Raw genomic sequence first — 23452 nt, forward strand, 5'->3', positions numbered from 1 at the left:
GGACGTGAGCGACGTCGTCCTTTATGACTATTGGCGGTCCTCGGCCAGTTACCGGGTGCGGATAGCACTGAATCTGGCCGGGATCGCGTATCGCCCGGTTGTTGTCGATCTGGTCGGCGGCGCACAAAAGAGCGATGAACATATCGCCCGAAACCCGCAGGGCTTTGTGCCGGTTCTGGATATTGACGGGCTGCGGTTGACGCAATCGCTGGCCATCCTCGACTATCTGGACCGGACCCGGCAGTTGAGCCTTCTGCCTGATGATCCGGCGGAACGTGCGCGTGTTCAGGCACTGGCTTATGCGATTGCGGTCGACATCCACCCAGTCTGCAACCTGTCGGTTGCGCGCTATGCCACGACCCTAAGCCATAATGCCCCCGACATGCCCGGCGACTGGATGCGGCATTTCATCAAACCCGGGTTGCAGGCGTTTGAAACCATGCTGGGGGATTTCGAACAGGCCCCCTACTGTGTTGGGTCAAAGCCCGGTCTCGCCGACCTCTGCCTGATCCCGCAGATCTATAACGCGCGCCGGTGGCAGGTTGATCTGTCGGATATGCCCCGCCTGCTGCGGGTTGAAGAGGCCTGCGCCAATCACCCGGCCTTTGTCGCGGCACATCCCGACGCACATGCGCAGGGTTAACATTGCACAGACCCTGTGTGCATGCGCAGCTAGGTTTTTTTCCTTTTAGGCCTTAGCTTTGAGCCAACAAAGCAGACGAGGTTCCTATGCCCGAGATCACCGGCTATCACGCCCATGTCTATTTCGACGCCGACACGCAGGACACCGCGCGACAGGTCTGTGAAGAGGCGGCCCGCCTGTTCCCTGTTCAAATGGGCCGGATGCACGCCCGAAACGTCGGCCCCCATTCGCGCTGGAGCTGCCAGCTGGGCTTTGCTGCCAGCGCATTCGACCAAGTCATCCCATGGCTGATGCTGAACCGGCAGGGCCTGACGGTCTTCACGCACCCGGAAACCGGTGAACATCTGGAGGATCACCGCGAACGCGCGATCTGGATGGGTGAGATGCTGGCGTTGGACCTGTCGATCTTCGACAACCTTTAACCCAGCGCCCGTGCCTGATCCCGCAGAACGAATTTCTGCACCTTGCCGGTTGATGTCTTGGGCAGGGTGCGGAACACAACCGTTTTGGGTGCCTTGAAATGGGCCATCCGGTCGCGACAGAAGGCGATAAGCTCTGCCTCGGTTGCGGCTGCGCCGGGTTTCAACTCGACAAAGGCGCAGGGCGTTTCGCCCCATTTCTCATCGGGACGGGCCACCACTGCAGCCTCCATCACCGCCGGATGCTTGTAGAGGATACCTTCGACCTCGACAGATGAGATATTCTCGCCGCCCGAGATGATGATGTCCTTTGAACGGTCCTTGAGCGCGATATAGCCATCGGGGTGCATGACGCCCAGATCACCGGACGCGAACCAGCCACCGTGAAAGGCCTTGTCGGTAGCGTCGGGATTCTTGAGGTATCCTTTCATCACCACGTTGCCCTGCATGAATATCTCACCCATGGTTTCGCCATCAGCCGGAACCGGTTCCAGCGTTTCCGGGTCGGCCACCATCAGTCCGGACAACGCTGTATAGCGCACCCCTTGCCGCACCTTGAAGGCCGCGCGGTCTTCAGGCCCTTTGCTGTTCCATTCGTCTTTCCATGCGCAGACAACCGAAGGCCCATAGGTTTCGGTCAGGCCATAGACATGCGTGACCTCGACACCCATCGCCTCCATCGCTTCGATCACGGCCGCAGGCGGCGGGGCACCTGCCGTCATCACCTTGATCTGGTGGTCAAAGTCCTTCAACTCATCCGGAGCGTGGGCCAGCATATTCAAAACGATCGGCGCACCGCAGAAGTGGGTCACTTTCTCGTCCCGGAAAGCAGCATAGATCGGTTCGGCCCGCACCGCGCGCAAGCAAACGGAAACACCTGCATTGGCTGCCATGGCCCACGGGAAGCACCAGCCGTTGCAGTGGAACATCGGCAGGGTCCACAAATAGACCGAATGCTTGGGCATATCCCAGTCCAGCAAATCGGACTGCGCATTCAGGGTCGCGCCGCGATGGTGGTAAACCACGCCCTTGGGGTTGCCCGTGGTGCCCGAGGTATAATTCAGTGTGATCGCGTCCCATTCGTCCGCTGGCAGTGACCAGTCAAACGCGGGGTCACCTTCGGCCAGCAGGTCTTCATAGGTCAGGCGGCCCAGCTTTTCACCGCCGTCGAAGGTGGGGTCTTCGATATCGATGACCAGAATGTCATGATCGACCTGTTGCAGCGCATCTTTCACCACATCCGAAAACTCGGGGTCGACCAGCAGCGCCTTGGCTTCGGCATGGTTCAGGATGAATGCGACAATCGGCGCATCCAGCCGCGTGTTGATTGCGTTCAGAACAGCGCCCGTCATGGGCACGCCAAAATGCGCCTCGTACATTTCCGGGATGTTGGCCGCGATTATCGAAACGGTATCGCCCCGTCCAATCCCACGCGCTGTCAACGCACTCGCCAGACGCCGGCAACGGGCATAGGTTTCAGCCCAGGAATACCGGCGATCCCCATAAACCACGGATGGATAATCCGGGTAGACTTGCGCCGTCCGTTCAATGAACGTAAGGGGCGACAGGGGTGTGTAATTTGCCCGGCATTTGTCCAAATGACGCTCGTAGATATGTGTCGCTGCCATCCGCTGTCCTCCCGAAACGCAGTTTGGGCGAATTGAGCACAAAGTTCGCGTTCTGACAAACCCGTAGAAATACGGCGGCAAAACTGACTGGCGATACGGGATGATACGATCTGGCCCTATCTACATCCGGGCTTTCGCGGTGATCTGAAGCATCTTAAACACATGCCGGGATGAGGCATTTCCATATCCCGTGCACCGCTTCCTCACTGAAAGGACATGTCATGGACGGCACGTTCAACGAAAACGATCTTTCCCGCGTGGTCGAGGCCGACCGCGCCCATATCTGGCACCATCTGATCCAGCATAAACCCTTTGAAACCAATGACCCACGCATCATTGTCGAGGGCAAGGGCATGCGTGTCTGGGACCAGAAAGGCAAAGAGCATCTGGATGCGGTTTCCGGCGGCGTCTGGACCGTCAACGTCGGCTATGGCCGCGAATCGATCTGCAAGGCGGTTTACGACCAGCTGATGAAGCTGTGCTATTTCGCCAATTCGGCCGGTTCGATCCCGGGTGCGCTGTTTGCCGAGCAACTGATCGACAAGATGCCGGGCATGAGCCGCGTCTATTACACCAACTCAGGTTCCGAGGCGAACGAGAAGGCGTTCAAGATGGTGCGCCAGATCGCGCACAAGAAATACGGCGGCAAGAAAACCAAGATCCTGTACCGCGACCGGGACTATCACGGCTCGACGCTGGCGACCATGTCGGCAGGCGGTCAGGACGAGCGCACAGCGCAATACGGCCCCTTCGCCCCTGATTTCGTGCGCGTGCCGCATTGCATGGAATATCGCAAACACGAGCTAGACGGCGCACCCGAAGAGAATTTTGGCGAATGGGCCGCAGATCAGATTGAAGCCGTCATTCTGCGCGAAGGCCCCGATACAGTAGGTGCCCTGTGCCTTGAGCCTGTGACAGCAGGCGGCGGTGTGATCGAAGCGCCCGAGGGTTACTGGCAGCGCGTGCAGGAGATCTGCAAGAAATACGACGTGCTGCTGCATATCGACGAGGTTGTCTGTGGCGTGGGCCGCACCGGCACGTGGTTCGGGTACCAGCAATACGGTATCAAGCCCGATTTCGTGACCATGGCCAAGGGCGTTGCATCGGGCTATGCCGCGATTGCCTGCATGGTCACCACCGAGGAAGTCTTTGACTTGTTCAAAGACGATGCCGCGGACCCAATGAACTATTTCCGCGATATCTCGACCTTTGGTGGGTGCACCGCTGGTCCGGCAGCGGCCATCGAGAACATGCGCATCATTCAGGATGAAAACCTGTTGCAGAACTGCACGGACATGGGCGCGCGCATGACGAACAACCTTCTGGCGCTGATGGACAAGCACAAGGTCATCGGCGATGTGCGCGGCAAGGGCCTGTTCCTGGGGGCCGAACTGGTTGTGGATCGCGGCACCAAAGAGCCGGTGGACGAGAAACTGGCGCAGGCCGTTACTGCCGACTGTATGGCACAGGGCGTGATCATCGGCGTGACCAACCGCTCGATCCCCGGTCGCAACAACACGCTGTGCTTCTCGCCTGCGCTGATTGCTACGGCCGATGACATCGACCAGATCACCGACGCGGTTGACGGCGCGCTGGGGCGTGTTTTTGGATGATCCAAGCCGACTAACCGCTGATCTTAGAAACTCCAATTCTCTGAACCGGCGCGCTCTGCGCCGGTTCATTCAAGCGCAGAAGTCCAGTCTCAGTTCACCCTCTTGATTTCGACTTCGTCAAATTCAAACCTGCCGGTTCCGAATGCTGCGAGGCCAATTCCCGCGCGACCGTCCGCGCCCGAGGACGTTCGTTTTGAAAACAGCGTTTGAATGACCTTTGTTCCGTTGACATAGAAGACAACATGCGCGCCTCGCACCTTAAAGGACAACTTGTTCGGAGACTCGAGCAAAATCGCGTCATGAGTGCCCGCATGCACGACGCGCAACTGACGTCCGTCTTTTTGCAGAACGTGGAAGCGCCCCTTGCCGTCCACGGCAAATACCACATATTTTCCCGCTTTCCCGCTGCCAACCAGAATGCCAACCCCGCTTTTTCCGGAAAACTCTCCGCCCACAACGGCAGATATCACCATGTCTTGCGTACTCTCCAACGAGTCCGATCCTGGAAAATTTACCCATGCCACATCGTTGAACTGAAGACTGCGGGTATCCTGCCTATTTTCCATCACAAGCTTGCCATCGGCCACATAAAACGCCCACGGCGACTTGACCGACTGAAAGTCAATCTGCCCGCCCAGCATGAGCGTCTGGTCTTCTCCGTCAAAGGTTTCAACCAACACGTCCGGAGTATCGGGCTCTGTGATAGCGTCCTGCGACCGCGCTTCATTAGAGTAACCGACTAACGTGGCAGTCAGAACAATAAGAGCTTGTATTAATTTTAGGCAAAAGGCATTCTGGTAATTTCATTCAATCCAAAAGAGAAGTTGATTATATAATTACAGCAATTACGTGCATTATCCAGAATGGAATACCATACTTGGTTGATGCGGAAATCCACGGGTTTCTGCCAAAGAAAAAGACCGCCCCAAGGGGACGGCCTTTCTTTCACTGTCTCTTTTCAGAGGTTCAGGCAGCCAGAGCAGCCTGAGCTTTGGCGACGATCGCGCCGAACGCTTCCGGTTCGTGCACGGCCAGGTCGGCCAGAACTTTGCGGTCCACTTCGATACCGGCCAGGTTGAGACCGTTGATGAAGCGGGAATATGTCAGAGCCTCGTCATGGCTGCGCACAGCAGCGTTGATCCGCTGGATCCACAGCGCGCGGAAGTTGCGCTTGCGGTTCTTGCGGTCACGGGTCGCGTACTGGTTGGCCTTGTCGACGGCCTGAGTTGCGACTTTGAAGTTGCTCTTGCGACGACCATAATAGCCTTTTGCGGCCTTGATGATCTTCTTGTGACGGGCGTGAGTTACGGTTCCACCTTTAACGCGGGACATCTCTTACATCTCCTCTTAGCGGTCGTAGGGCATGTAGCCCTTGACGATCTTTGCGTCGGGGGCGGACAGGGTGGTGTTGCCACGGGCATCGCGGATGAATTTCTTGGTCCGCTTGATCATGCCGTGCCGTTTGCCGGCCTGGCCAGCAAGGACCTTACCGGTCGCAGTCACCTTGAAGCGCTTCTTGGCGCTTGATTTGGTCTTCATCTTAGGCATTTCCGTCTCCTTTTCCGGGTTCGGTTTCAGACGCGACTCGGCATGCCATCTCGGCCGGTCACGCGATCAGAAGCGCCGTTTACGCAAGTTCGGTCATACTGGCAAGGGGGTTTGGACCAGAATCTATGCTTTTTGCAGGCTGGTCAGGCACCGGGGCGACACAAGCCGCCCCGGTGATTGGACTTAGTGTTCAAATTTGCGGATTTCACCGCTCTTCAGCCTTGCGGAGTAGGACGCCAGTTCCTGCCGCACCACTTTCATCAGGAAGTAGAGGGCAAAGACGTTCACAACCGCCATCGCAAAGATCGCCGCATCCGAGAAGTCGATAACCGGACCGAGGTTGGCTGCAGCGCCGATCACCACGAAGACGCAGAAAATGATCTTGAAGATCAGCTCTTTTGTGTGACCTTCTCCGAACAGGTAGGTCCAGGCCTTCAGGCCATAGTAGGACCAGCTGATCATTGTCGAGAAGGCAAACAGGATCACCGCGATCGCAAGGATGTACGGGAACCAGCTGAACGCGCTGGCAAAGGCGGCAGAGGTCAGGCTGACGCCGGAATTGCCATCCACTGTTGCGATGGCGGAACCCGCCTCGTTCAGCATGTAGTTGCCGGTTTGAGGGTCGATGATCAGCTGTTGCGTGATGATGATCACCAGTGCCGTCATGGTACAGATCACGACGGTATCGATGAACGGTTCAAGCAGCGATACAAAACCCTCGGTGATCGGTTCCTTGGTCCGAACCGCCGAGTGCGCAATCGCCGCCGAGCCAACGCCCGCCTCGTTCGAGAATGCCGCGCGCTTGAAGCCCTGGATCAGCGCGCCGACCATGCCCCCTGCTACGCCCAGCCCCGTGAAGGCACCGGCAAAGATCTGACCAAAGGCCCAGCCGATCATGTCCGCATTCATCGCGATGATGACCAGTGCGGTGGCGACATACAGCACACCCATGAACGGCACGACCTTTTCAGTCACCCGAGCGATGGATTTCAGACCGCCAACAATGACCATGAACACGACCGCGGCAAAAACAATACCGGTAATCCAGCCCGGATAGTCGCCAACGATACCGGCGATCTGCTGATGCGCCTGGTTAGCCTGGAACATGTTCCCGCCGCCCAACGCGCCCAGAATACAGAAGATCGAGAACAGCACCGCCAGGATCTTACCACCGGGCAGACCCAGCTCGTCGAAGCCCTTGGACATGTAATACATCGGGCCACCTGAAACGGTGCCGTCTTCGTATTCATTGCGGTATTTCACGCCCAGCGTACATTCGGTGAACTTCGATGCCATGCCCAGAAGACCCGCAAGGATCATCCAGAAGGTTGCGCCTGGCCCACCGATGCCAATGGCAACGGCCACGCCCGCGATGTTCCCCAGGCCCACAGTGCCGGACAGCGCCGTGGCCAATGCCTGAAAGTGGCTGACCTCGCCCGCGTCGTTGGGATCGGAATAGTCACCTTTGACAAGGCTGATCGCGTGACCAAAAAACCGCAACTGCACAAGCGCGAAATACAGCGTGAAAACCGATGCAGCGATGACCAGCCACATAACGATCCACGGAAAGCTGGTTCCGGGCAGCGGTGCAAATATGAAGCTGACAAACGGCCCGGTCAGGTTTGCAAAGGCCTGATTGATTTTTTCGTCCAGTCCCGGCGCCTCTTGCGCAAGGGCAGGGCTGGCGGCAATGGTGGCGGCCGTTACGGCGCCAAGTGTTTTTAGCGTTCTCATTTTAGCCCTCCCCTCAGTTCACGACCGTAACCGGAACGTCGGCATGCATCACCAGATATTGCGTCGAACTGCCGAACAGGCGTTTCTTGATCCCGTCCGCAGATGCCCGGCCCACGACGATTTGCGAGCCTCCGTTTTCGACAGTGATGGCGTTCAGCGTTTCCGCCACATCGCCATGGCGCACAATGCCTTGCGCCTCGAAACCCGCTGCCCTGAGGGCCTCTACGGCTGGTGTCACGACACGCGATAACGCCAGATCAACCTCTTCTTCGCGGCGCTTGTGGCGCTGGGCGTTTTCTTCAGGTGTCTGGAATGTGTAAGGTGACCATTCGATCACATAAGCGACCAGCAAATCGCACGTTCCGATCAGCTTTGCCAAATCCTTGGCAAAGGCAATCGCACGCTCGCCGGTTTCAGTCCCGTCGAGTCCTATGACAATCTTTGTTGTCATTTCGTTCCTCCGTTTTTGTTGTTAAGGCCGGGGCCCACGCCCCCGGCAGGGCGGCCGGAACTTGGAACTTTTCAACAAGACCGCCCTTTGGTAAGTATTAGGAAATTTCACTAGGAATTGGAGATTTTTTTGGGCCATTTTCAGTGTAATTTATCGAATTGCGCCAAAAATACAGGGAATTTTACTGATTAGCAGAGATTTAGACAATATCGATCAACGCATCCTGTACGAGCTGGAGGCCAATGGCCGGCTCTCGATAGTTGAGTTGGCGGCGCGCGTAAACCTTACCAATACGCCCTGTTCCGAGCGTGTAAAACGACTTGAGAAGAATGGTTATATCAAAGGGTACAGAGCCGTCGTCGACAAGGAAAGGATGGGGCTGGCGCTGCTGACCGTGGTGCAGGTATCCCTGGTCGCAACTGCGGAACAATCCCTTGTGAAATTCAATGAGGCTGTTCGGAATGTGTCGGAAATCGAAAGCTGCCTGATGGTGGCGGGATCGTTTGATTATCTCTTGACCGTTCGAACGCGCGATATTGCACATTTCCGGCTGGTTCTGGGCGAGAAGATCAACAAGCTGCCGGGGATACATCAGACCAGCTCTTTTACAGTTATGGAGATTGTAAAAGAGCCGGTTGACTGACATGACACTCGGGCCCGAGTTTCGGAGTGCGGTTATTCCGGATCCGTGCTGTAGATCAGCCGTTCATCACAAGGGGCCACCCGCAAAATGTTGGTGGTGCCAGGAACGTTGAAGGGGACACCGGCCGTAACCACGATCTGGTCGGTTTCGGTTGCAAACCCCCCTGCCCGCGCCGCGCGGGCCGCGTTGACCACGGCGCTTTTGAACCGCTGAAGTTCGGGTGTCATGACACAGTTGCACCCCCAGCTCAGGCAAAGCCTGCGCGCGGTCCCCATCAACGATGTCATCGCGATGATCGGAACACCGGGACGTTCGCGGGCTGTCAATGAGGCGGTCGTTCCGCTTTGCGTAAAGCAGCAGATGGCTTTGATATCGGTCTTTTCAGCAATCTCTCGGGCGGCCGCGACGATGGCATCGGCCACAGTGCTTCCTTTTGCCGTGCGGGACGCGGCGATGATCTGGGAATAGGTCGGGTCGGCCTCGACCTCGATGGCGACCTCATTCATGGTCTGCACGGCCTCAACCGGATAAGCACCTGCCGCCGATTCCGCGCTGAGCATAATGGCGTCCGTGCCCTCATAGATCGCGGTGGCCACATCCGACACTTCGGCACGGGTGGGCATCGGGCTTTCGATCATGCTTTCCAGCATCTGGGTGGCGACAATGACCGGCTTGGCGGCACTACGGCACTTGCGGACCAGCCTTTTTTGAATGGGCGGCACCGCGGATACCGGCAGTTCCACGCCCAGATCGCCCCGCGCCACCATGATCCCGTCCGAGGCATCGAGGATGTCGTCGAACGCCTCGACCGCGGCGGGCTTTTCGATCTTCGACAGGATCGCGGCGCGTCCATCAGCCAGCGCGCGGGCCTCGAACACATCTTTCGCACGCTGAACAAAGCTCAACGCCAGCCAATCGACACCCAGTTGGCACACAAACTCCAGATCATCACGGTCCTTCGCCGACAAGGCCGCCAGCGGCAGCACCACATCCGGGACGTTCACGCCCTTGCGATTCGAAATCGTACCGCCCACTTCGACCGTGCAATTGGCAAAGTCTTGGCCGCAATCCTGAACGATCAGACGGATCTTGCCGTCATTGACCAGAAGGCGCGCGCCCGGTTCAAGGGCTGCAAAAATCTCGGGATGCGGCAGGCACACGCGGGTGATGTCACCGGGGGCTGAATCAAGGTCCAGACGGAACGCCGCGCCCTCTTCCAGCTCCTCCGTATCATTTGCAAAAACACCAACCCGCAGCTTGGGGCCCTGAAGATCGGCCAGAATGGCAATTGGGCTGTCCAGATCCTTTTCAACCCGCCGAATGATCCTGTGGCGTTCACGTATCTCATCATGGCTGCCGTGGCTCATGTTCAGACGGAACACATCCGCCCCGGCCTCGTGCAGGGCGCGAATGGTGTCATAGTCACTGGACGCCGGTCCCAGCGTCGCCACGATTTTTACATTTCTCAGGCGTCGCATTGGTCTTGACCTCCTCATGCCGGTTCAGATTGCGCAGATCAGCTTTTGCAAAATGTTACCGCAAACACTGCTGTGGCGCTTATTGCGCAATTCCCTTTTTAAAGCAACTGCCCTACACCTGCGACAAACTAGATGACAGGCTTATGACTTACACCCCGTTTTTTGTTCACGGCGCGGATCGCCCGTCCCGATGGCTGATCACATGCGACCACGCAACCAACATCGTTCCCCCCGAGGTCAATGACGGAGACCTTGGCCTGCCGCGCGAGGATATGGAGCGCCATATCGCCTATGATGTCGGCGCGTATGAGGTATCAAAACATCTGGGCGAGATTCTGAACGCGCCGGTGATCGCCGCCAATTTCTCGCGCCTTGTAATCGACCCGAACCGAGGGGAAGATGACCCCACGCTGTTGATGAAACTGTATGACGGGTCGATCATTCCCGGCAACCGCCATGCCGATGCCGCCGAGCGCGAACGCCGCCTGGACATGTGTTATCGCCCCTACCACACAGCGTTGGCCGAGATGGCGGCACTGCCAAATGCGGTAATTGTGTCGATGCATTCCTTCACGCGCCAGTTGCGTGGACGTGACCCCCGACCATGGCACATTGGCGTATTGCACACCCCGGACGAGCGGTTTTCGCGCCCTTTGATCAATCGGCTGCAACAGGAAGATGACCTGTGCGTTGGTGTCAATGAACCCTATACCGGCGTTTTGCCAGGTGACGCGATTGACAAGCACTGCACCGCTTCTAGCCGCCCCAATGCATTGATCGAGCTGCGCAATGATCTGATCGCCGACCATGCCGGTCAACGGCATTGGGCCGAGCGGCTGGCGGTAATCCTGCAAGATGCGCTGGACGCCAGCGACCTTTGACCGCAAGGTTTGCTGGGGCATTCCGCCCCTCACGCCATTGTGAGCAACGCCTCTGATCCCCATATAATGCAGGAAAGGGGATCGTCATGACACATGAGTTTCTGACAACGTTTTTTGGTTGGATGGCCGCGCTTAATATCGCGGTATTGCTGTTCACCACCGTCATGATTCTGCTTTTGCAGGACTGGATCGCTGGCATTCACGGCAGGATGTTTCAGATGGATCGCGCCGACGTGAAACGTGCCTATTTCAGATACCTTGCCAACTACAAGATCCTGACACTGATCTTTTGCATCGTGCCCTGGCTGGCCTTGAAACTGATGTAGGTAGCACTGACCACAAGCACCGTTGTTGTAACGACACGGCAGGATTGTTACGTCAGAAGAAACACACACTGCCTTCCGGAGCCACAAGATGGACATGCAAACCGAAATCGAACTTCAGGCTGCCGCATTTCGTCGGCTGCAAAAGCACCTGATGGAAGACCGCACCGACGTGCAGAACATCGACATGATGAATCTGGCCGGGTTCTGCCGCAACTGCCTGTCGCGCTGGTATCAGGAAGCGGCCAATGAAAAGGGGATCGAGATGGGCAAGGAAGAGGCCCGTGAACTTTTCTACGGCATGACCATGGATGAATGGAAAGCCAATTATCAAACCGAGGCCAGCACTGAAAAACAGGCCGCCTTCAAGGTCGCGTTTGAAGAGAATGTAACAAAAAAGGGCTAGGCCCAATACGAAAAAGGCCCGCCAGATTGGCGGGCCTTTTTCTTTAGATCGCCGCCTTGCGGCTTTCGTCCAGATAAATCTCGCGCAGGCGTTTTGCAATCGGTCCCGGCGTACCGTCACCCAGCGCAACTCCGTCGATTTCAACCACAGGCATCACAAAGGCGCTGGCCGAGGTGGTGAATGCTTCATCAGCCTCTTTGGCTTCGTCGATGGTGAACAGACGTTCTTCGATTTCCATCTGCGCCTCAGCCGCCATGCGCAACACGGCCTTTCGGGTGATGCCGTGCAGAATGTCGTTGGATAGCGGGCGAGTGACAATCTTGCCGTTTTTGACGAAATAGGCGTTGTTGCTGGTGCCCTCGGTCACAAAGCCGTCCTCGACCAGCCATGCGTCGTCGCAACCTGCCTTCTTGGCCATCATCTTGCCCATCGACGGGTAGAGCAATTGCACCGTTTTGATGTCGCGCCGGCCCCAACGGATGTCTTCGATCGAGATGATCTTGGCGCCTTTCCTGGCCGCCGGGCTGTCAGCCAGCCCGGGCTTGTTCTGCGTGAACAAAACGAGGCTGGGCTTGGTATCTGCCGACGGAAACACGAAATCCCGGTCGCCATCGCTGCCGCGCGAGACCTGCAAATAGACCAGACCTTCCTCGATGCCGTTCAGCTCAATCAGCTTGCGGTGGATCTCCAGCAGTTCGTCCTTGGTGCAGGGCTCCGCCATCTCCAGCTCGTCCAGCGAGCGCTTCAGACGGACAGAGTGACCTTCGAAGTCGATCAGCTTGCCGTCCAGCACACTGGTGACTTCGTAAACCGCGTCCGCAAACAGGAAGCCACGGTCAAATATGGAAACCTTGGCCTCGGTCTCCGGCAGGTATTCGCCATTTACGTAAACGGTACGGGTCATATTCGTCTCCTCAACCCCAAAGTGCGGCCGCAGGCGGGTGCACTCCGGCGTCGTCAAAATCCAGCGGGGTGTCGCGGTCTTCGGCCAACAGAAGCGGACCGTCAAGGTCCGTTACCATCGCACCCTGTGCCAGCAATGTCGCAGGTGCCATGGCAAGCGAGCTGCCGACCATGCATCCCACCATAATGTCATAACCTTCGGCAATCGCTGCCTTGCGCAACTCCAGCGCCTCGGTCAGGCCCCCGGTCTTGTCGAGCTTGATGTTGATGACATCATATTTACCCTTCAACTTGGGCAGGCTGGCACGGTCATGGCAGGATTCGTCAGCGCAGACTGGCACCGGGCGCTTCATCCCGATCAATGCATCGTCATCTCCTGCGGGCAAAGGCTGTTCCACCAATGCCACGCCCAGCCGCACCAGATGCGGGGCGAGGTCGGCGTAAACCTCGGCCGACCAGCCTTCGTTTGCATCCACAATGATCTTGGAATTCGGAGCACCGGCGCGCACCGCCTCAAGCCGGGGCATATCATCGGGCGTGCCCAGCTTGATCTTCAGAAGCGGGCGATGCGCGTTCCCGGCGGCCTGCGCCTGCATTGCCTCGGGGGTGTCCAGCGACAATGTATAAGCGGTGATCTCGGGGCCGGGCTTGGGCAGACCCGCCAGGTCCCAGGCGCGCTTGCCAACACGTTTGCACTCCAGATCCCACAGGGCACAATCCACGGCGTTCCGCGCGGCGCCTGCGGGCAGCAGATCCGTCAGCGTCTGGCGGGTGACATCCGCGGGCAGACCGGCAATCTCAGCCTCAACAGACTCGAGCGTTTCGTCATAACGCGCGTAAGGAACGCATTCGCCCCAGCCGTGATGGCTTCCGTCCGAAACCCGAACCGTCAGCACCTTTGCTTCGGTCCGCGACCCGCGCGAGATGGTGAAGACCTGCGCCAGCCGGAACACATCGCGAGAAACCTCAATCTGCACGCACCCGCTCCTTCATCTTTTCCCAAATACTCACGCCGGAGGCGGAACAGTCCGCCACCGGCGCGTTGTTCAGATCATATTGCGGCCAGCGCGTCCACCAGCTTGCCCGAACCAAAACGGAACGGGTCGGTCGCAGGCAAGCCCATATCCTCTTCGATCTTGGCCAGATAGGCGGTCGCGTCTGCCTCGGACATGTGTTGGGTGTTGACCGAAACGCCAACAACCTGACAATCCGGGTTTGCCACCTTGGCCAGCGCCAGCGCGGTGTCGCGCAGGGCTTCCAATGTTGGCAGTTGATAGGTTGGCAAGCCGCGCATATGCGCACGGGTCGGTTCATGGCTCAGGATCAGGGCGTCCGGCTGGCCGCCATGGATCAGTGCCATGGTCACGCCGGAATAGGATACGTGGAACAATGACCCCTGCCCTTCGATCAGGTCCCAGTGATCATCGTCATTGTCCGGTGTCAGCCATTCGACCGAACCCGCCATGAAGTCAGCAATGACTGCATCCAGCGGCACACCGTCACCGGTGATCAGGATGCCGGTTTGGCCGGTCGCGCGGAAGGTCGATTTCATCCCGCGCTCACGCATCTCGGCGTCCATCGCCAGCGCGGTGTACATCTTGCCAACCGAACAGTCTGTTCCGACGGCCAGACACCGCTTGCCCTTGCGCTTGATCCCGTTGGCAATCGGATAATTGATTTCAGGCACCCGCACGTCGTGCAGTTTCCGTCCTGTTGCTTCGGCAACCGCTACCAGGTCCGGCTCATCCCGCAGCAGGTTATGCAACCCCGAGGCCAGGTCGAACCCTTCCTCAAGCGCCATGACCAGAACCTTTTTCCAGTCCTGGCTGATCACACCGCCGCGGTTTGCCACACCGATCACCAGTGTCTTGGCACCGGCTTCCTTCGCTTCGGTCAGGGTCATGTCAGCCAAGCCCAGATCGGCCTTGCAGCCGTCCATTCGATACTGGCCCACGGCGTTTTCCGGACGCCAGTCCTTGATCCCAACAGCCACTTTGGCCGCCAATTGGTCGGGCGCATCGCCCAGGAACAGCAGGTACGGTGTCTCGATCATTGCGGTCACTCCTTTGATTCCGGGGCAGGCTAGAGAAGCGATAAAACGAGCGCTTCGCGTTTTGGCCCGTCAACCACGGCCTATGCGCGAGTTTCTTGCGCAGTGTTCTCGATGTGCGCAAAAATCTTCGAAGTTTTCAAAGTGATTAAACTTTAATCACCCCACTCGGGCAGTTTTGAAGCTGCTTTCTGCAACCGCATTGCCGCATGTGCACAATCGCTCTTGCGCCGCACCGCGCAATTTAATACCTCATTGAGCAGGAAAATCGTAATTTCATTACTCAGACGAGGTCCAGATGAGCTTTCGCATCCAACCTGCCGCACCGGCGCGTCCCAATCGCTGTCAGCTGTTTGGCCCGGGGTCGAACACCAAACTGTTCCCGAAGATGGCAGCATCCGCCGCAGATGTGATCAACCTCGATCTTGAAGACTCGGTTGCGCCTTCGGACAAGGATACGGCCCGCGCCAATGTCATCGAAGCACTGAACACCGTGGACTGGGGCAACAAATACATGTCCGTTCGCATCAACGGATTGGATACCCCGTACTGGTATCGCGACGTTGTCGATGTATTGGAACAGGCGGGCGACCGTCTGGATCAGATCATGATCCCCAAAGTCGGCTGCGCGGCAGATGTCTATGCGGTGGACGCATTGGTCACCGCCATCGAACGCGCCAAAGGTCGCCCCAAACCAATCAGCTTTGAGGTTATCATCGAATCTTCCGCCGGCATCGCCCATGTCGAAGAAATCGCAGCCTCCTCGCCCCGTTTGCAGGCTATGAGCCTTGGCGCGGCTGATTTTGCCGCTTCGATGGGGATGCAAACCACCGGCATCGGCGGCACGCAGGAAAACTATTACATGCTGCACGAGGGTGCGAAACACTGGTCCGATCCATGGCACTGGGCACAGGCCGCCATCGTTGCCGCATGCCGCACCCATGGCGTGCTGCCAGTCGACGGGCCCTTCGGTGACTTCAGCGATGACGAGGGGTACATTGCGCAGGCCAAACGTTCGGCCACGCTGGGCATGGTGGGCAAATGGGCCATCCATCCCAAGCAGATCGCGCTGGCCAATCAGGTGTTCACCCCCTCGGAAGAAGCCGTGTCAGAGGCCCGCGAAATCCTCGCCGCGATGGAGCAAGCCAAAGCCAATGGCGAAGGTGCGACGGTTTACAAAGGACGTCTGGTCGACATCGCTTCGATCAAGCAGGCCGAGGTGATCGTGGCACAGGCCGAGTTGATTGCGGCCAACGGCTGATGCACAATAAAAAAGGCGCCCGACCCGGCGCCTTTTTCCAACTTCGTTCTGGTATCACCGCCCAAAAACAGCATTCGGCGTCCAGGTGAACCTTTCGCCCTTTTTACCCGACTTCATCATCAGGCAGGATGTTCCAAGCTTTTGGAAATAGATGATCTTGAGCGGGTACCACCCTGCCTTGGGCACTTCGACTTCGGTCCGCTGGTTGGCCTCACAACCCTGAATACCCGTGACATAGCCTATATTTTGGCCTCCGACGAATGCTTCTATCCCGTCATTCGACCAGGTTTCCAACTCGTAAACCCCAGGCGAGTCGAACCGCATATATCCCGTAATCTCGGCAGCAACATTGTAAGCGCCGTCGAATGTCATGACATTGTCACCCTGACTGGTGTCCCTGTAATCCAGTCCCTGCAGCGGTTGCCCAGGCTGCGCTTTGGACAGCATGCTTTTTGCCTGACTCAGATCGCGGATCTTCTTGTGTTGATTGCCTGTGCCAATGTACTTCACATTCAGCCCCGCCTTCGGAGAAGGCTGCGGGTTGGCAGGTTGCAGTTTCAGCGGGGCAGACAAGGCGGCCCCGGCAACCACTGACAAGGCAACTGCGGCCGCCACTGTTCGAACGCGTTTCATCGTAATCTCCCTGTTTGCGTGCCGTTCTGGCTGGGCGTATCCCAAGGCAACGTCATTTCCATGACTTTAGGCTGTGAGTTTTCGACCTGCAAGAGAGTGTGCCTTCACAATTCAAGGCGTCACGCCCGCAAATTCTTGGGTGAATCCATAACCACATAGGATGTGATCGATGTGACATGCGGCAAGGTCCCCAACACCTCGGTATGGAAGGTCTTGTAAGACGGCAGGTCTGCACATTCGACCCGCAGCAGGTATTCGATTGTTCCCGTGATGTTGTGGCATTCGACAACTTCCGGCGCTAGTTGGAGCGCGCGTTCAAACCCCTCCTGCGCGGCCTTTGTATGCTCGCCCAGCCCTACACCGATGTAAGCGACAAAGCCGATACCCATCGCCGCCGGGTCCAGAACCGCGCGATAGCCTGTGATCACCCCGGCCCTTTCAAGCTCTTGCACGCGGCGCAGGCAGGCCGAAGGGGAAAGGCCCACACGCTCAGCCAGATCCAGATTGCTGATCCGTCCGTCACGGGTCAGCTCCTGCAATATCTGGCGGTTTATTCTGTCATTTTTCATCATTGATTGCACAACTACAGGAAACACGCACAAAAAAGCAATTTCATTTGCCGCAGAGCGGACAATACTTCGCGCCATGACTTATGACATCCTGATGGCCCTGATCGCCTTTGCCTTCGTAACCTCGATCACACCGGGGCCGAACAACCTGATGCTGATGGCTTCGGGGGCAAATTTCGGCTTTCGACGTTCGATTCCGCATATGCTGGGCATTGGGCTTGGCTTTACCTTCATGGTGCTGCTCGTCGGATCTGGTCTGGTGCAGGTCTTTGATCGGTATCCCGTCAGCTATTCGGTGCTGAAAATCCTGTCGGTGATTTATCTGCTCTATCTGGCCTGGAAGATTGCACATGCCGCGCCGGCAAGCAGCGCCGAGGTGACCGGAGTGCCGATGACATTCCTGCAAGCCGCTGCGTTTCAATGGGTAAACCCAAAAGCCTGGGCCATGGCCCTGACCGCCACCACGGCCTATACACCGGATCGGACGATGTATGCGATTGCCGTCGTGGCGCTTGTCTTCGGGGCCGTCAACTTACCGTCGGTCAGCACATGGACCGTACTGGGACAGCAGATGGCACGGTTGCTGACCAACCCACGCCGACTGGTTGTTTTCAACTGGACAATGGCTGTGCTGCTTGTGGTTTCGCTCTATCCGGTGCTTTGGCCGGAGTGAGTTTCCCCATTAGTCGATTTCAGCGATTGTTTTGCTGGGCATGTCGGGAATGTGCTGGCAAGAGAAAGAATCTCTTAATCTGATCAACGGCTTTTGACATGAACGATGCCGCTTCAGTGTCATCTAGTTGCATCTGAGGCCAGCCAGCGGCATATAGCTAGGAAATTTCACGCAGATGAGGCGTCATGACCCAGTATCTGGATTTCGAAAAACCGCTGGCCGAAATTGAAGGCAAAGCTGAAGAGCTGCGCGCGCTGGCCCGTGCCAACGAAGAAATGGATGTGGCAGAAGAAGCCGCCGCGCTGGATGCCAAAGCCTCCAAGCTGCTGGATGAACTCTATCGCGACCTGACACCCTGGCGGAAGTGCCAGGTGGCGCGCCACCCGGAGCGCCCGCATTGCAAGGATTACGTGGACGCATTGTTCACCGAGTTCACCCCGCTGGCCGGTGACCGGAACTTTGCCGACGATCTGGCCGTTATCGGTGGTCTTGCACGCTTTGACGATAAGCCGGTGATGGTGATCGGTCACGAAAAGGGCAGCGATACCAAGTCGCGGATCGAACGCAATTTCGGGATGGCCCGACCTGAAGGGTATCGCAAGGCAGTTCGTCTGATGGAGATGGCCGGGCGTTTTGGACTACCTGTCATTACCTTGATCGACACTGCTGGCGCCTATCCGGGCAAAGGAGCAGAGGAACGCGGCCAATCCGAGGCGATTGCCCGGTCGACCGAAATGTGTCTGAAAATCGGCGTGCCGCTGGTTTCGGTCATCATCGGCGAAGGCGGCTCGGGCGGCGCTGTGGCGTTTGCGACCGCAAACCGCGTGGCGATGTTGGAGCATTCGGTCTATTCGGTGATCTCGCCGGAAGGCTGCGCATCGATCCTGTGGAAAGATGCCGAAAAGATGCGTGAAGCGGCCGAGGCGCTGCGTTTGACCGCTCAGGATTTGCACAAGCTGGGCGTATGTGACCGGATCATCCCGGAACCCAAGGGTGGCGCACATCGCGATCGACCGGCAACGGTTGAGTCGGTGCGCGCGGCCATCACCGCCATGTTGACTGAACTGGACGGCAAGGATGGGGCGGCCCTGATAAAGGACCGCCGTCAGAAATTCCTTGATATCGGGTCGAAGGGGCTGGCGGCGTAACCGTCAGCCACCCAACCTGCGCAGCAAAGCAACCGAAGGCTCACCTGTCACGGGCAGACCGTTGGCGCTTTGATAAGCGCTGATGGCTGTGGTGGTGTTGTTTCCGATCACGCCATCTGCGCCTTGCGTGTCATACCCCGCAGATGTCAGGCGGCGCTGCAATTCCTTGCGGTCGTCCAGCGTAAGCCCACTTGCATCCGGCCCGAACGAGGCCTGAAACGGCGCCCCGCCCGCGATCCTGTCCGCCAGATGACCGACGCCGATCGCGTAGCTGTCCGAGTTGTTATAGCGTTTGATTACCTGGAAATTGCGGAACACGGCGATGCGGGGGCCCGGTATTTGCGGCTGCAACACGGCCACCGGAGTACCGGAAACACGCCCCGCCTCGCCCCCCCAGGGCTGCCCCCGCACCCAACCTGCACGCGACAGGTAAGCAGCGGTGGAAGCCAGCGAATCCGTCGGATCATCCGACCAGATGTCGCGCCGCCCGTCGCCGGTGAAATCCACGGCATAGGCTAGATACGAGGTCGGAATGAACTGCGTGTGCCCCATCGCACCGGCCCAACTGCCGGTCATGTTGGCAGGCGTGGTATCGCCGTTCTGAAGGATCTTCATCGCCGCGATCAACTGACTTTCAAAGAACTGCCCACGCCGGCCATCATAAGCAAGCGTCGACAGCGCCGATACAACGGGCACATCACCGCGGCGCGCGCCGTAACGGCTCTCCAGCCCCCAGACGGCCACGACGATTTCCTTATCCACGCCATATTGCGCCTCGATCCGCGACAGGGTGCCGTTATGTTGCCGCAGCATCTGCTGGCCGGTGCTGATCCGTTCGTCCGAGGCCGCGATGGCTAGGTAGTCTTCGAGGCTGCGCTTGAATTCGACCTGATTTCGGTCGCGTTCGATTACGTCGGGCAAATACCCGGCCCCCTGAAAGGCGCGGTCAACGGTTGTCCGGGAGATCCCCTGCGACGCTGCCCTGCCCTTGAAACCGGCAACCCAGGCATCCCACCCGGCATTAGGAACAGCCCGCATCCGGGTTGCAGGCGTGCCGGACGGAGCGGCACCGCCTGTACAGGCGGCCAAAAGCGTTGATCCGAGGCAAATGGAAAAAGTCCGGCGAGTGATCATGGTTTGGGTCTGCTCTTGTTTGTGATTTGCCGCAAGAGTAACCCAGCCGGGTTGCACAGGCCAGAACAGTGACACCTTGGACGGGCGCTTTGACGATGTCGGCAGGAAGCCGCTCAGCTGACCAGCAAACGCAGCCCCTGCGTCACATCCGAGCGCACTGCCAGCCGCAATCCCGGCTCGTCCCCGGCCTTGAGCGCCGCAATGATCAGCTTGTGATAATGTGGCGGCTCTGCGCGCCTGAGACGTCCGTAAAGCGCCCGCATCGTTGGGCCAAGTTGCAGCCAGACGGTTTCAGCAATGGCCAGCATCGCAGGGGCCTGAGCGCGCAGATACAGGGTTCTGTGAAATTCCAGATTCGAGCGGATATAGCCAACCGCATCCCGTTTGGTCACCATCTCGGCAACTGTCATGTTGATGCTCTGCAACCTATCGATCAGGGCCATGTGTGCCCTGGGCAAGGCCCGGCTTGCCAGTTCGACCTCAAGCAAGGCGCGCAAGGCAGCCAGTTCCTCAATCCGGTCATTCGTCAGCTCCGGGGTCGAAACCCGGCCCGATGTGGACAGGAACAATGCCCCTTCTGCGGCCAGGCGGCGGACCGCCTCTCGCGCCGGAGTCATTGAAACACCAAATTCCTTGCCGATGCCCCGCAGCGTCAGGGCCTGCCCCGGTGCCATCTCACCATGCATTATCCGGGATCGCAGCGCCCGGTACACCCGGTCATGTGTTGCGGTCTGGGTTTCGGAAGGGCGCGCGGTCAACATATGCTCATGTGATCACAAAAAGGCGCCACGTCAACTCGGCTCTGTGTCAAATCTGTAGCGATGCAACTCGGCCCCGTTGTCGCGCAACCAACGGCGGGGCGGCTGATACGGGCCAAAGATCTTTTCAACCTGCGCCCAGAAGGCAGGCGAGTGGTTCATCTCGGCAAGATGTGCCACCTCATGCGCCGCGACATAGTGCAACACGTCAGGAGGTGCCAGAATAAGGCGCCACGAAAACATCAACCCGCCATCCGAGCTGCACGACCCCCAACGCGACCGCGTGTCACGCAGGCTGAGTGTCGTGTACGAACGCCCCAGCATAGCTGCATAATCATCACAGGCGCCGGTCAACCGGTCTCGCGCCAGTTCCTTCAGGAACCGGCCCAACCTGCGGGCCTCGGCCCCTGTCGGCACGGCAACCTCATCTGCATTCAGCATAACCCGTCGCCCGGTGGCAGGGACGATTCGGCGTGCTTTCCCCTCGATCGGGATCACTTGCCCAAACTGCACTGAGGCCATATCGGGCCGACCCTGAAGATGCTGCCGGATCCACCCTTCCTTGGTGCGCGCAAAGCTCAAGGCCTCGGATTCCGGCACGCCATTCGGGTAAGTCAACGTGACGCGCCCATCCAGCTGGGAGATTCGCAGGCTGATACGCCGCGCCCGAGCCGATTTGCGCAATCTCAGTGGCACCGGCGGTGTCCCTGGCAATGCGTGCTCTCCCATATCGCGACCTCTCTTGCGCAAAGACTTTGACAGTGCCCTCTGCCTGTGGCAGGTGAGCTGAATCATTTAGACGACTCACCTGATATCAAGGGGATTTGACATGCCCAAGGAAGAATGGGGCGTAAAGCGTGTTTGCCCGACAACTGGTAAGCGGTTTTACGACCTGAACAAAGACCCCATCATCAGCCCCTACACTGGCGAGATTGTGGAGCTTGAAACAGTCAAAAGCCGCATGATCGCGGCGGATGCGGAAGACGCGGCTTCGGTCAAAGCACGTGAAAACACGGCGGATGACGATCTGGTTCTGGACGATGATGACAGCGTCGACGTGGATTTGGATGACGATCTGCTGGACGACGATGATGACGACAGTGATGACGTTTCACTGGACGACATCACCGACATGACGTCAGACGACGACAACTGATCAAGTAAAAGGCGATCCCCTGGGATCGCCTTTTACTTGAGAGGGACAGCCCGGACGGAAATTCGCGTCCAATTCCAATTTTGGACTTGCACTCGCAGCCGCTGTCTCCTAAACGTCCGTCCACCATACCGATGGTACAATGATGGGGCCTTAGCTCAGTTGGGAGAGCGCTTGCATGGCATGCAAGAGGTCAGGGGTTCGACTCCCCTAGGCTCCACCAAAACCTAACAGAACAACTAGATAGCAAGCATTAGAGCGGTGTGACACACAGGTGTGACACAAAATGAAGCTGCATGCGTACCTCTCACTGTCTAGACACGGCATATATTACTTCCGTTGGCCCCTGCCCGACACAAGACCAAAACCCCACACTGGACCAAGCACCACACATCGGACAGTGCATTGGGCTATCGCCCACCAGCCCCGGAAACCATCATTCCAATGGATCAGAGGCCGACGATGCACTAACAATCAAACTGGACTAGTCAAATGAGGCTGTTCACTATCAACGGCGGCCTCGTGATCAACAAACATAAACTGGCTAGACTGGTTGTTTGCGAGTGCGTCCTTGCAAAGTAGCTTACTCAAACGCCCCACAACGAGCTTCGCCGATAGCGTCATGGTGAGGTCCATAGCATCCCTCTGCACCATGGCCGTGCCAGTCACCGTGGTGATGCCTGTCCGTGCATGCGGCCATAGCTATGAGTATAGCCAAAAACACCACCGTTCTCCGGGTTGCTTTTATGCTGTTGCTCTGACCCATTTGCGAAGCACCTTACCAACAATTTGGCAACCTACGCTTTGACACAAGTCAACACTCAACTGCGACGTCGTCCACATCACTGCAGTTAGGGGTTTAGTACGAAGGACCTTCTCATGTTGCTAGCTACGAGGAGGCGGGCCCAAAAAGCTCGAAATTAAGTTGGTCACAATCCATAATTATAAACGTGATGGCGTTGTCATGCTTGGTCTGCTGCAGTAGCGTCCTGAACCATGGTCATCCGACGATACTCAATTGTGCTACTAGTCAGCGTTCTGGTCACCCTGACCGGTTTTGGCACCGTTGTTCATGCGCTATCAGATGGCTGCATCGGCCTTCACTGTGAAAGCCACATGCAATCAACAGAACACGCTTCCGTGGCTAAAAATAGCATCGATAAGTCGTCCCCAAACAGCCACCATGACCCGGACAGTTCAGGAACCGGCGAGTGCAATCCCTCTATCTGCCAAGCCATTGTTTTGCTCGCCCAGAACGGAGAAGCCGCGCAGGATCAACGTGAAATTGATCCAGAGTTTCAGATTGGAACTCAAGCCAAGCCGATTGAACCGGATAACCCATACAAGCCCCCTGACCTTTGAAGCAGCGTAAATCCTTGCGAACATCTGCGACCTGCGCGTGC

Annotated in this window: 27 protein-coding genes and 1 tRNA gene; 13 read left to right on the plus strand and 15 right to left on the minus strand. The window is 57.8% G+C overall.

The features are described from left to right. Positions 1-4: 4 nt before the first annotated feature. Positions 5-643, plus strand: coding sequence for a maleylacetoacetate isomerase (gene maiA, locus ACR0BF_RS01990; RefSeq protein WP_480624167.1), 639 nt, complete (start codon positions 5-7; stop codon positions 641-643). A gap of 86 nt (positions 644-729) precedes the next feature. After that, positions 730-1065, plus strand: a complete 336-nt coding sequence (locus ACR0BF_RS01995) for a DOPA 4,5-dioxygenase family protein (RefSeq protein ID WP_480624168.1) — start codon at positions 730-732, stop codon at positions 1063-1065. Here the strand turns inward: ACR0BF_RS01995 and ACR0BF_RS02000 are convergent. Continuing rightward, positions 1062-2690 carry an acyl-CoA synthetase gene (locus ACR0BF_RS02000; RefSeq protein ID WP_480624169.1) on the minus strand — a complete coding sequence of 543 codons (1629 nt, stop codon included), beginning with the start codon at positions 2688-2690 and terminating at the stop codon, positions 1062-1064. The two genes, ACR0BF_RS01995 and ACR0BF_RS02000, sit on opposite strands and share 4 nt — an antisense overlap. 221 nt (positions 2691-2911) lie before the next feature. Here ACR0BF_RS02000 and ACR0BF_RS02005 point away from each other — a divergent pair, with 221 nt between their 5' ends. Further along, positions 2912-4303 carry an aminotransferase family protein gene (locus ACR0BF_RS02005; protein ID WP_209506068.1) on the plus strand — a complete coding sequence of 464 codons (1392 nt, stop codon included), beginning with the start codon at positions 2912-2914 and terminating at the stop codon, positions 4301-4303. An 89-nt stretch (positions 4304-4392) separates the two neighbouring features. Here ACR0BF_RS02005 and ACR0BF_RS02010 read toward each other — a convergent pair whose 3' ends face one another. The 5 genes from ACR0BF_RS02010 to ACR0BF_RS02030 form a co-directional block, all read right to left on the minus strand. Then, a complete protein-coding gene (locus ACR0BF_RS02010; RefSeq protein ID WP_480605878.1) occupies positions 4393-4983 on the minus strand; it encodes a hypothetical protein in 591 nt (196 codons plus the stop codon). Between the two features lie 286 nt (positions 4984-5269). Continuing rightward, positions 5270-5635 (minus strand): 50S ribosomal protein L20, encoded by a 366-nt coding sequence (gene rplT / locus ACR0BF_RS02015; protein ID WP_039523695.1) that lies wholly within the window; start codon positions 5633-5635, stop codon positions 5270-5272. Positions 5636-5650: 15 nt separating this feature from the next. Next, entirely contained in the window at positions 5651-5851 is a 201-nt protein-coding gene (rpmI, locus tag ACR0BF_RS02020) for a 50S ribosomal protein L35 (RefSeq protein WP_010443552.1), read from the minus strand. Between the two features lie 183 nt (positions 5852-6034). Next, positions 6035-7585, minus strand: a complete 1551-nt coding sequence (locus ACR0BF_RS02025) for an alanine/glycine:cation symporter family protein (protein WP_480559601.1) — start codon at positions 7583-7585, stop codon at positions 6035-6037. A 13-nt stretch (positions 7586-7598) separates the two neighbouring features. Beyond that, a complete protein-coding gene (locus ACR0BF_RS02030) occupies positions 7599-8036 on the minus strand; it encodes a universal stress protein (protein WP_480473950.1) in 438 nt (145 codons plus the stop codon). Positions 8037-8244: 208 nt separating this feature from the next. On the opposite strand from ACR0BF_RS02030, the gene ACR0BF_RS02035 reads away from it, so the two are divergent. Further along, positions 8245-8679 carry an Lrp/AsnC ligand binding domain-containing protein gene (locus ACR0BF_RS02035; protein ID WP_480624234.1) on the plus strand — a complete coding sequence of 145 codons (435 nt, stop codon included), beginning with the start codon at positions 8245-8247 and terminating at the stop codon, positions 8677-8679. A 32-nt stretch (positions 8680-8711) separates the two neighbouring features. Here ACR0BF_RS02035 and pyk read toward each other — a convergent pair whose 3' ends face one another. Continuing rightward, positions 8712-10157 carry a pyruvate kinase gene (pyk, locus tag ACR0BF_RS02040; RefSeq protein ID WP_480623530.1) on the minus strand — a complete coding sequence of 482 codons (1446 nt, stop codon included), beginning with the start codon at positions 10155-10157 and terminating at the stop codon, positions 8712-8714. Between the two features lie 143 nt (positions 10158-10300). Between pyk and ACR0BF_RS02045 the strand changes: the two genes are divergently transcribed. From ACR0BF_RS02045 to ACR0BF_RS02055, 3 genes are all read left to right on the plus strand, one after another. Further along, positions 10301-11038 carry an N-formylglutamate amidohydrolase gene (locus ACR0BF_RS02045; protein ID WP_480624170.1) on the plus strand — a complete coding sequence of 246 codons (738 nt, stop codon included), beginning with the start codon at positions 10301-10303 and terminating at the stop codon, positions 11036-11038. Positions 11039-11124: 86 nt separating this feature from the next. Continuing rightward, on the plus strand, positions 11125-11364 hold the full coding sequence (locus tag ACR0BF_RS02050) for a DUF6868 family protein (protein ID WP_267365128.1): 240 nt from the start codon (positions 11125-11127) through the stop codon (positions 11362-11364). A gap of 88 nt (positions 11365-11452) precedes the next feature. Further along, positions 11453-11767, plus strand: a complete 315-nt coding sequence (locus ACR0BF_RS02055; protein ID WP_480624171.1) for a DUF1244 domain-containing protein — start codon at positions 11453-11455, stop codon at positions 11765-11767. 43 nt (positions 11768-11810) lie between these two features. Here ACR0BF_RS02055 and ACR0BF_RS02060 read toward each other — a convergent pair whose 3' ends face one another. From ACR0BF_RS02060 to dgcN, 3 genes are all read right to left on the minus strand, one after another. Further along, positions 11811-12671, minus strand: coding sequence for a D-amino-acid transaminase (locus ACR0BF_RS02060; protein ID WP_480473955.1), 861 nt, complete (start codon positions 12669-12671; stop codon positions 11811-11813). 10 nt (positions 12672-12681) lie between these two features. Continuing rightward, positions 12682-13647 (minus strand): N-acetyl-D-Glu racemase DgcA, encoded by a 966-nt coding sequence (gene dgcA / locus ACR0BF_RS02065; protein ID WP_480494738.1) that lies wholly within the window; start codon positions 13645-13647, stop codon positions 12682-12684. A gap of 74 nt (positions 13648-13721) precedes the next feature. After that, complete coding sequence (gene dgcN / locus ACR0BF_RS02070; RefSeq protein WP_480473957.1) at positions 13722-14723, minus strand: N-acetyltransferase DgcN; 1002 nt, start codon at positions 14721-14723, stop codon at positions 13722-13724. Positions 14724-15018: 295 nt separating this feature from the next. Between dgcN and ACR0BF_RS02075 the strand changes: the two genes are divergently transcribed. Then, positions 15019-15981 (plus strand): L-malyl-CoA/beta-methylmalyl-CoA lyase, encoded by a 963-nt coding sequence (locus ACR0BF_RS02075; protein ID WP_480473958.1) that lies wholly within the window; start codon positions 15019-15021, stop codon positions 15979-15981. A gap of 54 nt (positions 15982-16035) precedes the next feature. On the opposite strand, the gene ACR0BF_RS02080 is transcribed toward ACR0BF_RS02075, so the two are convergent. Both ACR0BF_RS02080 and ACR0BF_RS02085 read right to left on the minus strand, forming a co-directional pair. Continuing rightward, the gene (locus ACR0BF_RS02080) at positions 16036-16614 is read right to left on the minus strand and encodes a PA14 domain-containing protein (protein ID WP_480473959.1); all 579 of its coding nucleotides are present in this window, start codon (positions 16612-16614) and stop codon (positions 16036-16038) included. 119 nt (positions 16615-16733) lie between these two features. After that, complete coding sequence (locus ACR0BF_RS02085) at positions 16734-17186, minus strand: Lrp/AsnC family transcriptional regulator (protein WP_480473960.1); 453 nt, start codon at positions 17184-17186, stop codon at positions 16734-16736. Positions 17187-17259: 73 nt separating this feature from the next. On the opposite strand from ACR0BF_RS02085, the gene ACR0BF_RS02090 reads away from it, so the two are divergent. Further along, positions 17260-17856, plus strand: coding sequence for a LysE family translocator (locus tag ACR0BF_RS02090; protein WP_480519374.1), 597 nt, complete (start codon positions 17260-17262; stop codon positions 17854-17856). Positions 17857-18041: 185 nt separating this feature from the next. Beyond that, the gene (locus ACR0BF_RS02095; RefSeq protein WP_480605856.1) at positions 18042-19004 is read left to right on the plus strand and encodes an acetyl-CoA carboxylase carboxyltransferase subunit alpha; all 963 of its coding nucleotides are present in this window, start codon (positions 18042-18044) and stop codon (positions 19002-19004) included. A gap of 3 nt (positions 19005-19007) precedes the next feature. Here ACR0BF_RS02095 and ACR0BF_RS02100 read toward each other — a convergent pair whose 3' ends face one another. The 3 genes from ACR0BF_RS02100 to ACR0BF_RS02110 form a co-directional block, all read right to left on the minus strand. Next, the gene (locus ACR0BF_RS02100; RefSeq protein WP_480473963.1) at positions 19008-20138 is read right to left on the minus strand and encodes a lytic murein transglycosylase; all 1131 of its coding nucleotides are present in this window, start codon (positions 20136-20138) and stop codon (positions 19008-19010) included. A 113-nt stretch (positions 20139-20251) separates the two neighbouring features. Further along, positions 20252-20899, minus strand: coding sequence for a GntR family transcriptional regulator (locus tag ACR0BF_RS02105; RefSeq protein ID WP_480473964.1), 648 nt, complete (start codon positions 20897-20899; stop codon positions 20252-20254). 30 nt (positions 20900-20929) lie between these two features. Continuing rightward, the gene (locus ACR0BF_RS02110) at positions 20930-21625 is read right to left on the minus strand and encodes a M48 family metallopeptidase (protein WP_480624172.1); all 696 of its coding nucleotides are present in this window, start codon (positions 21623-21625) and stop codon (positions 20930-20932) included. 100 nt (positions 21626-21725) lie between these two features. Here ACR0BF_RS02110 and ACR0BF_RS02115 point away from each other — a divergent pair, with 100 nt between their 5' ends. The 3 genes from ACR0BF_RS02115 (at position 21726) to ACR0BF_RS02125 (ending at position 23411) form a co-directional block, all read left to right on the plus strand. Continuing rightward, positions 21726-22052 carry a TIGR02300 family protein gene (locus ACR0BF_RS02115; protein ID WP_480473966.1) on the plus strand — a complete coding sequence of 109 codons (327 nt, stop codon included), beginning with the start codon at positions 21726-21728 and terminating at the stop codon, positions 22050-22052. Positions 22053-22196: 144 nt separating this feature from the next. Next, positions 22197-22272, plus strand: a tRNA-Ala gene (locus ACR0BF_RS02120). 797 nt (positions 22273-23069) lie between these two features. Continuing rightward, positions 23070-23411 carry a hypothetical protein gene (locus tag ACR0BF_RS02125; protein ID WP_480473967.1) on the plus strand — a complete coding sequence of 114 codons (342 nt, stop codon included), beginning with the start codon at positions 23070-23072 and terminating at the stop codon, positions 23409-23411. The last annotated feature ends 41 nt before the right edge of the window (positions 23412-23452 follow it).

Source organism: Ruegeria sp. AG7, from assembly GCF_056541545.1.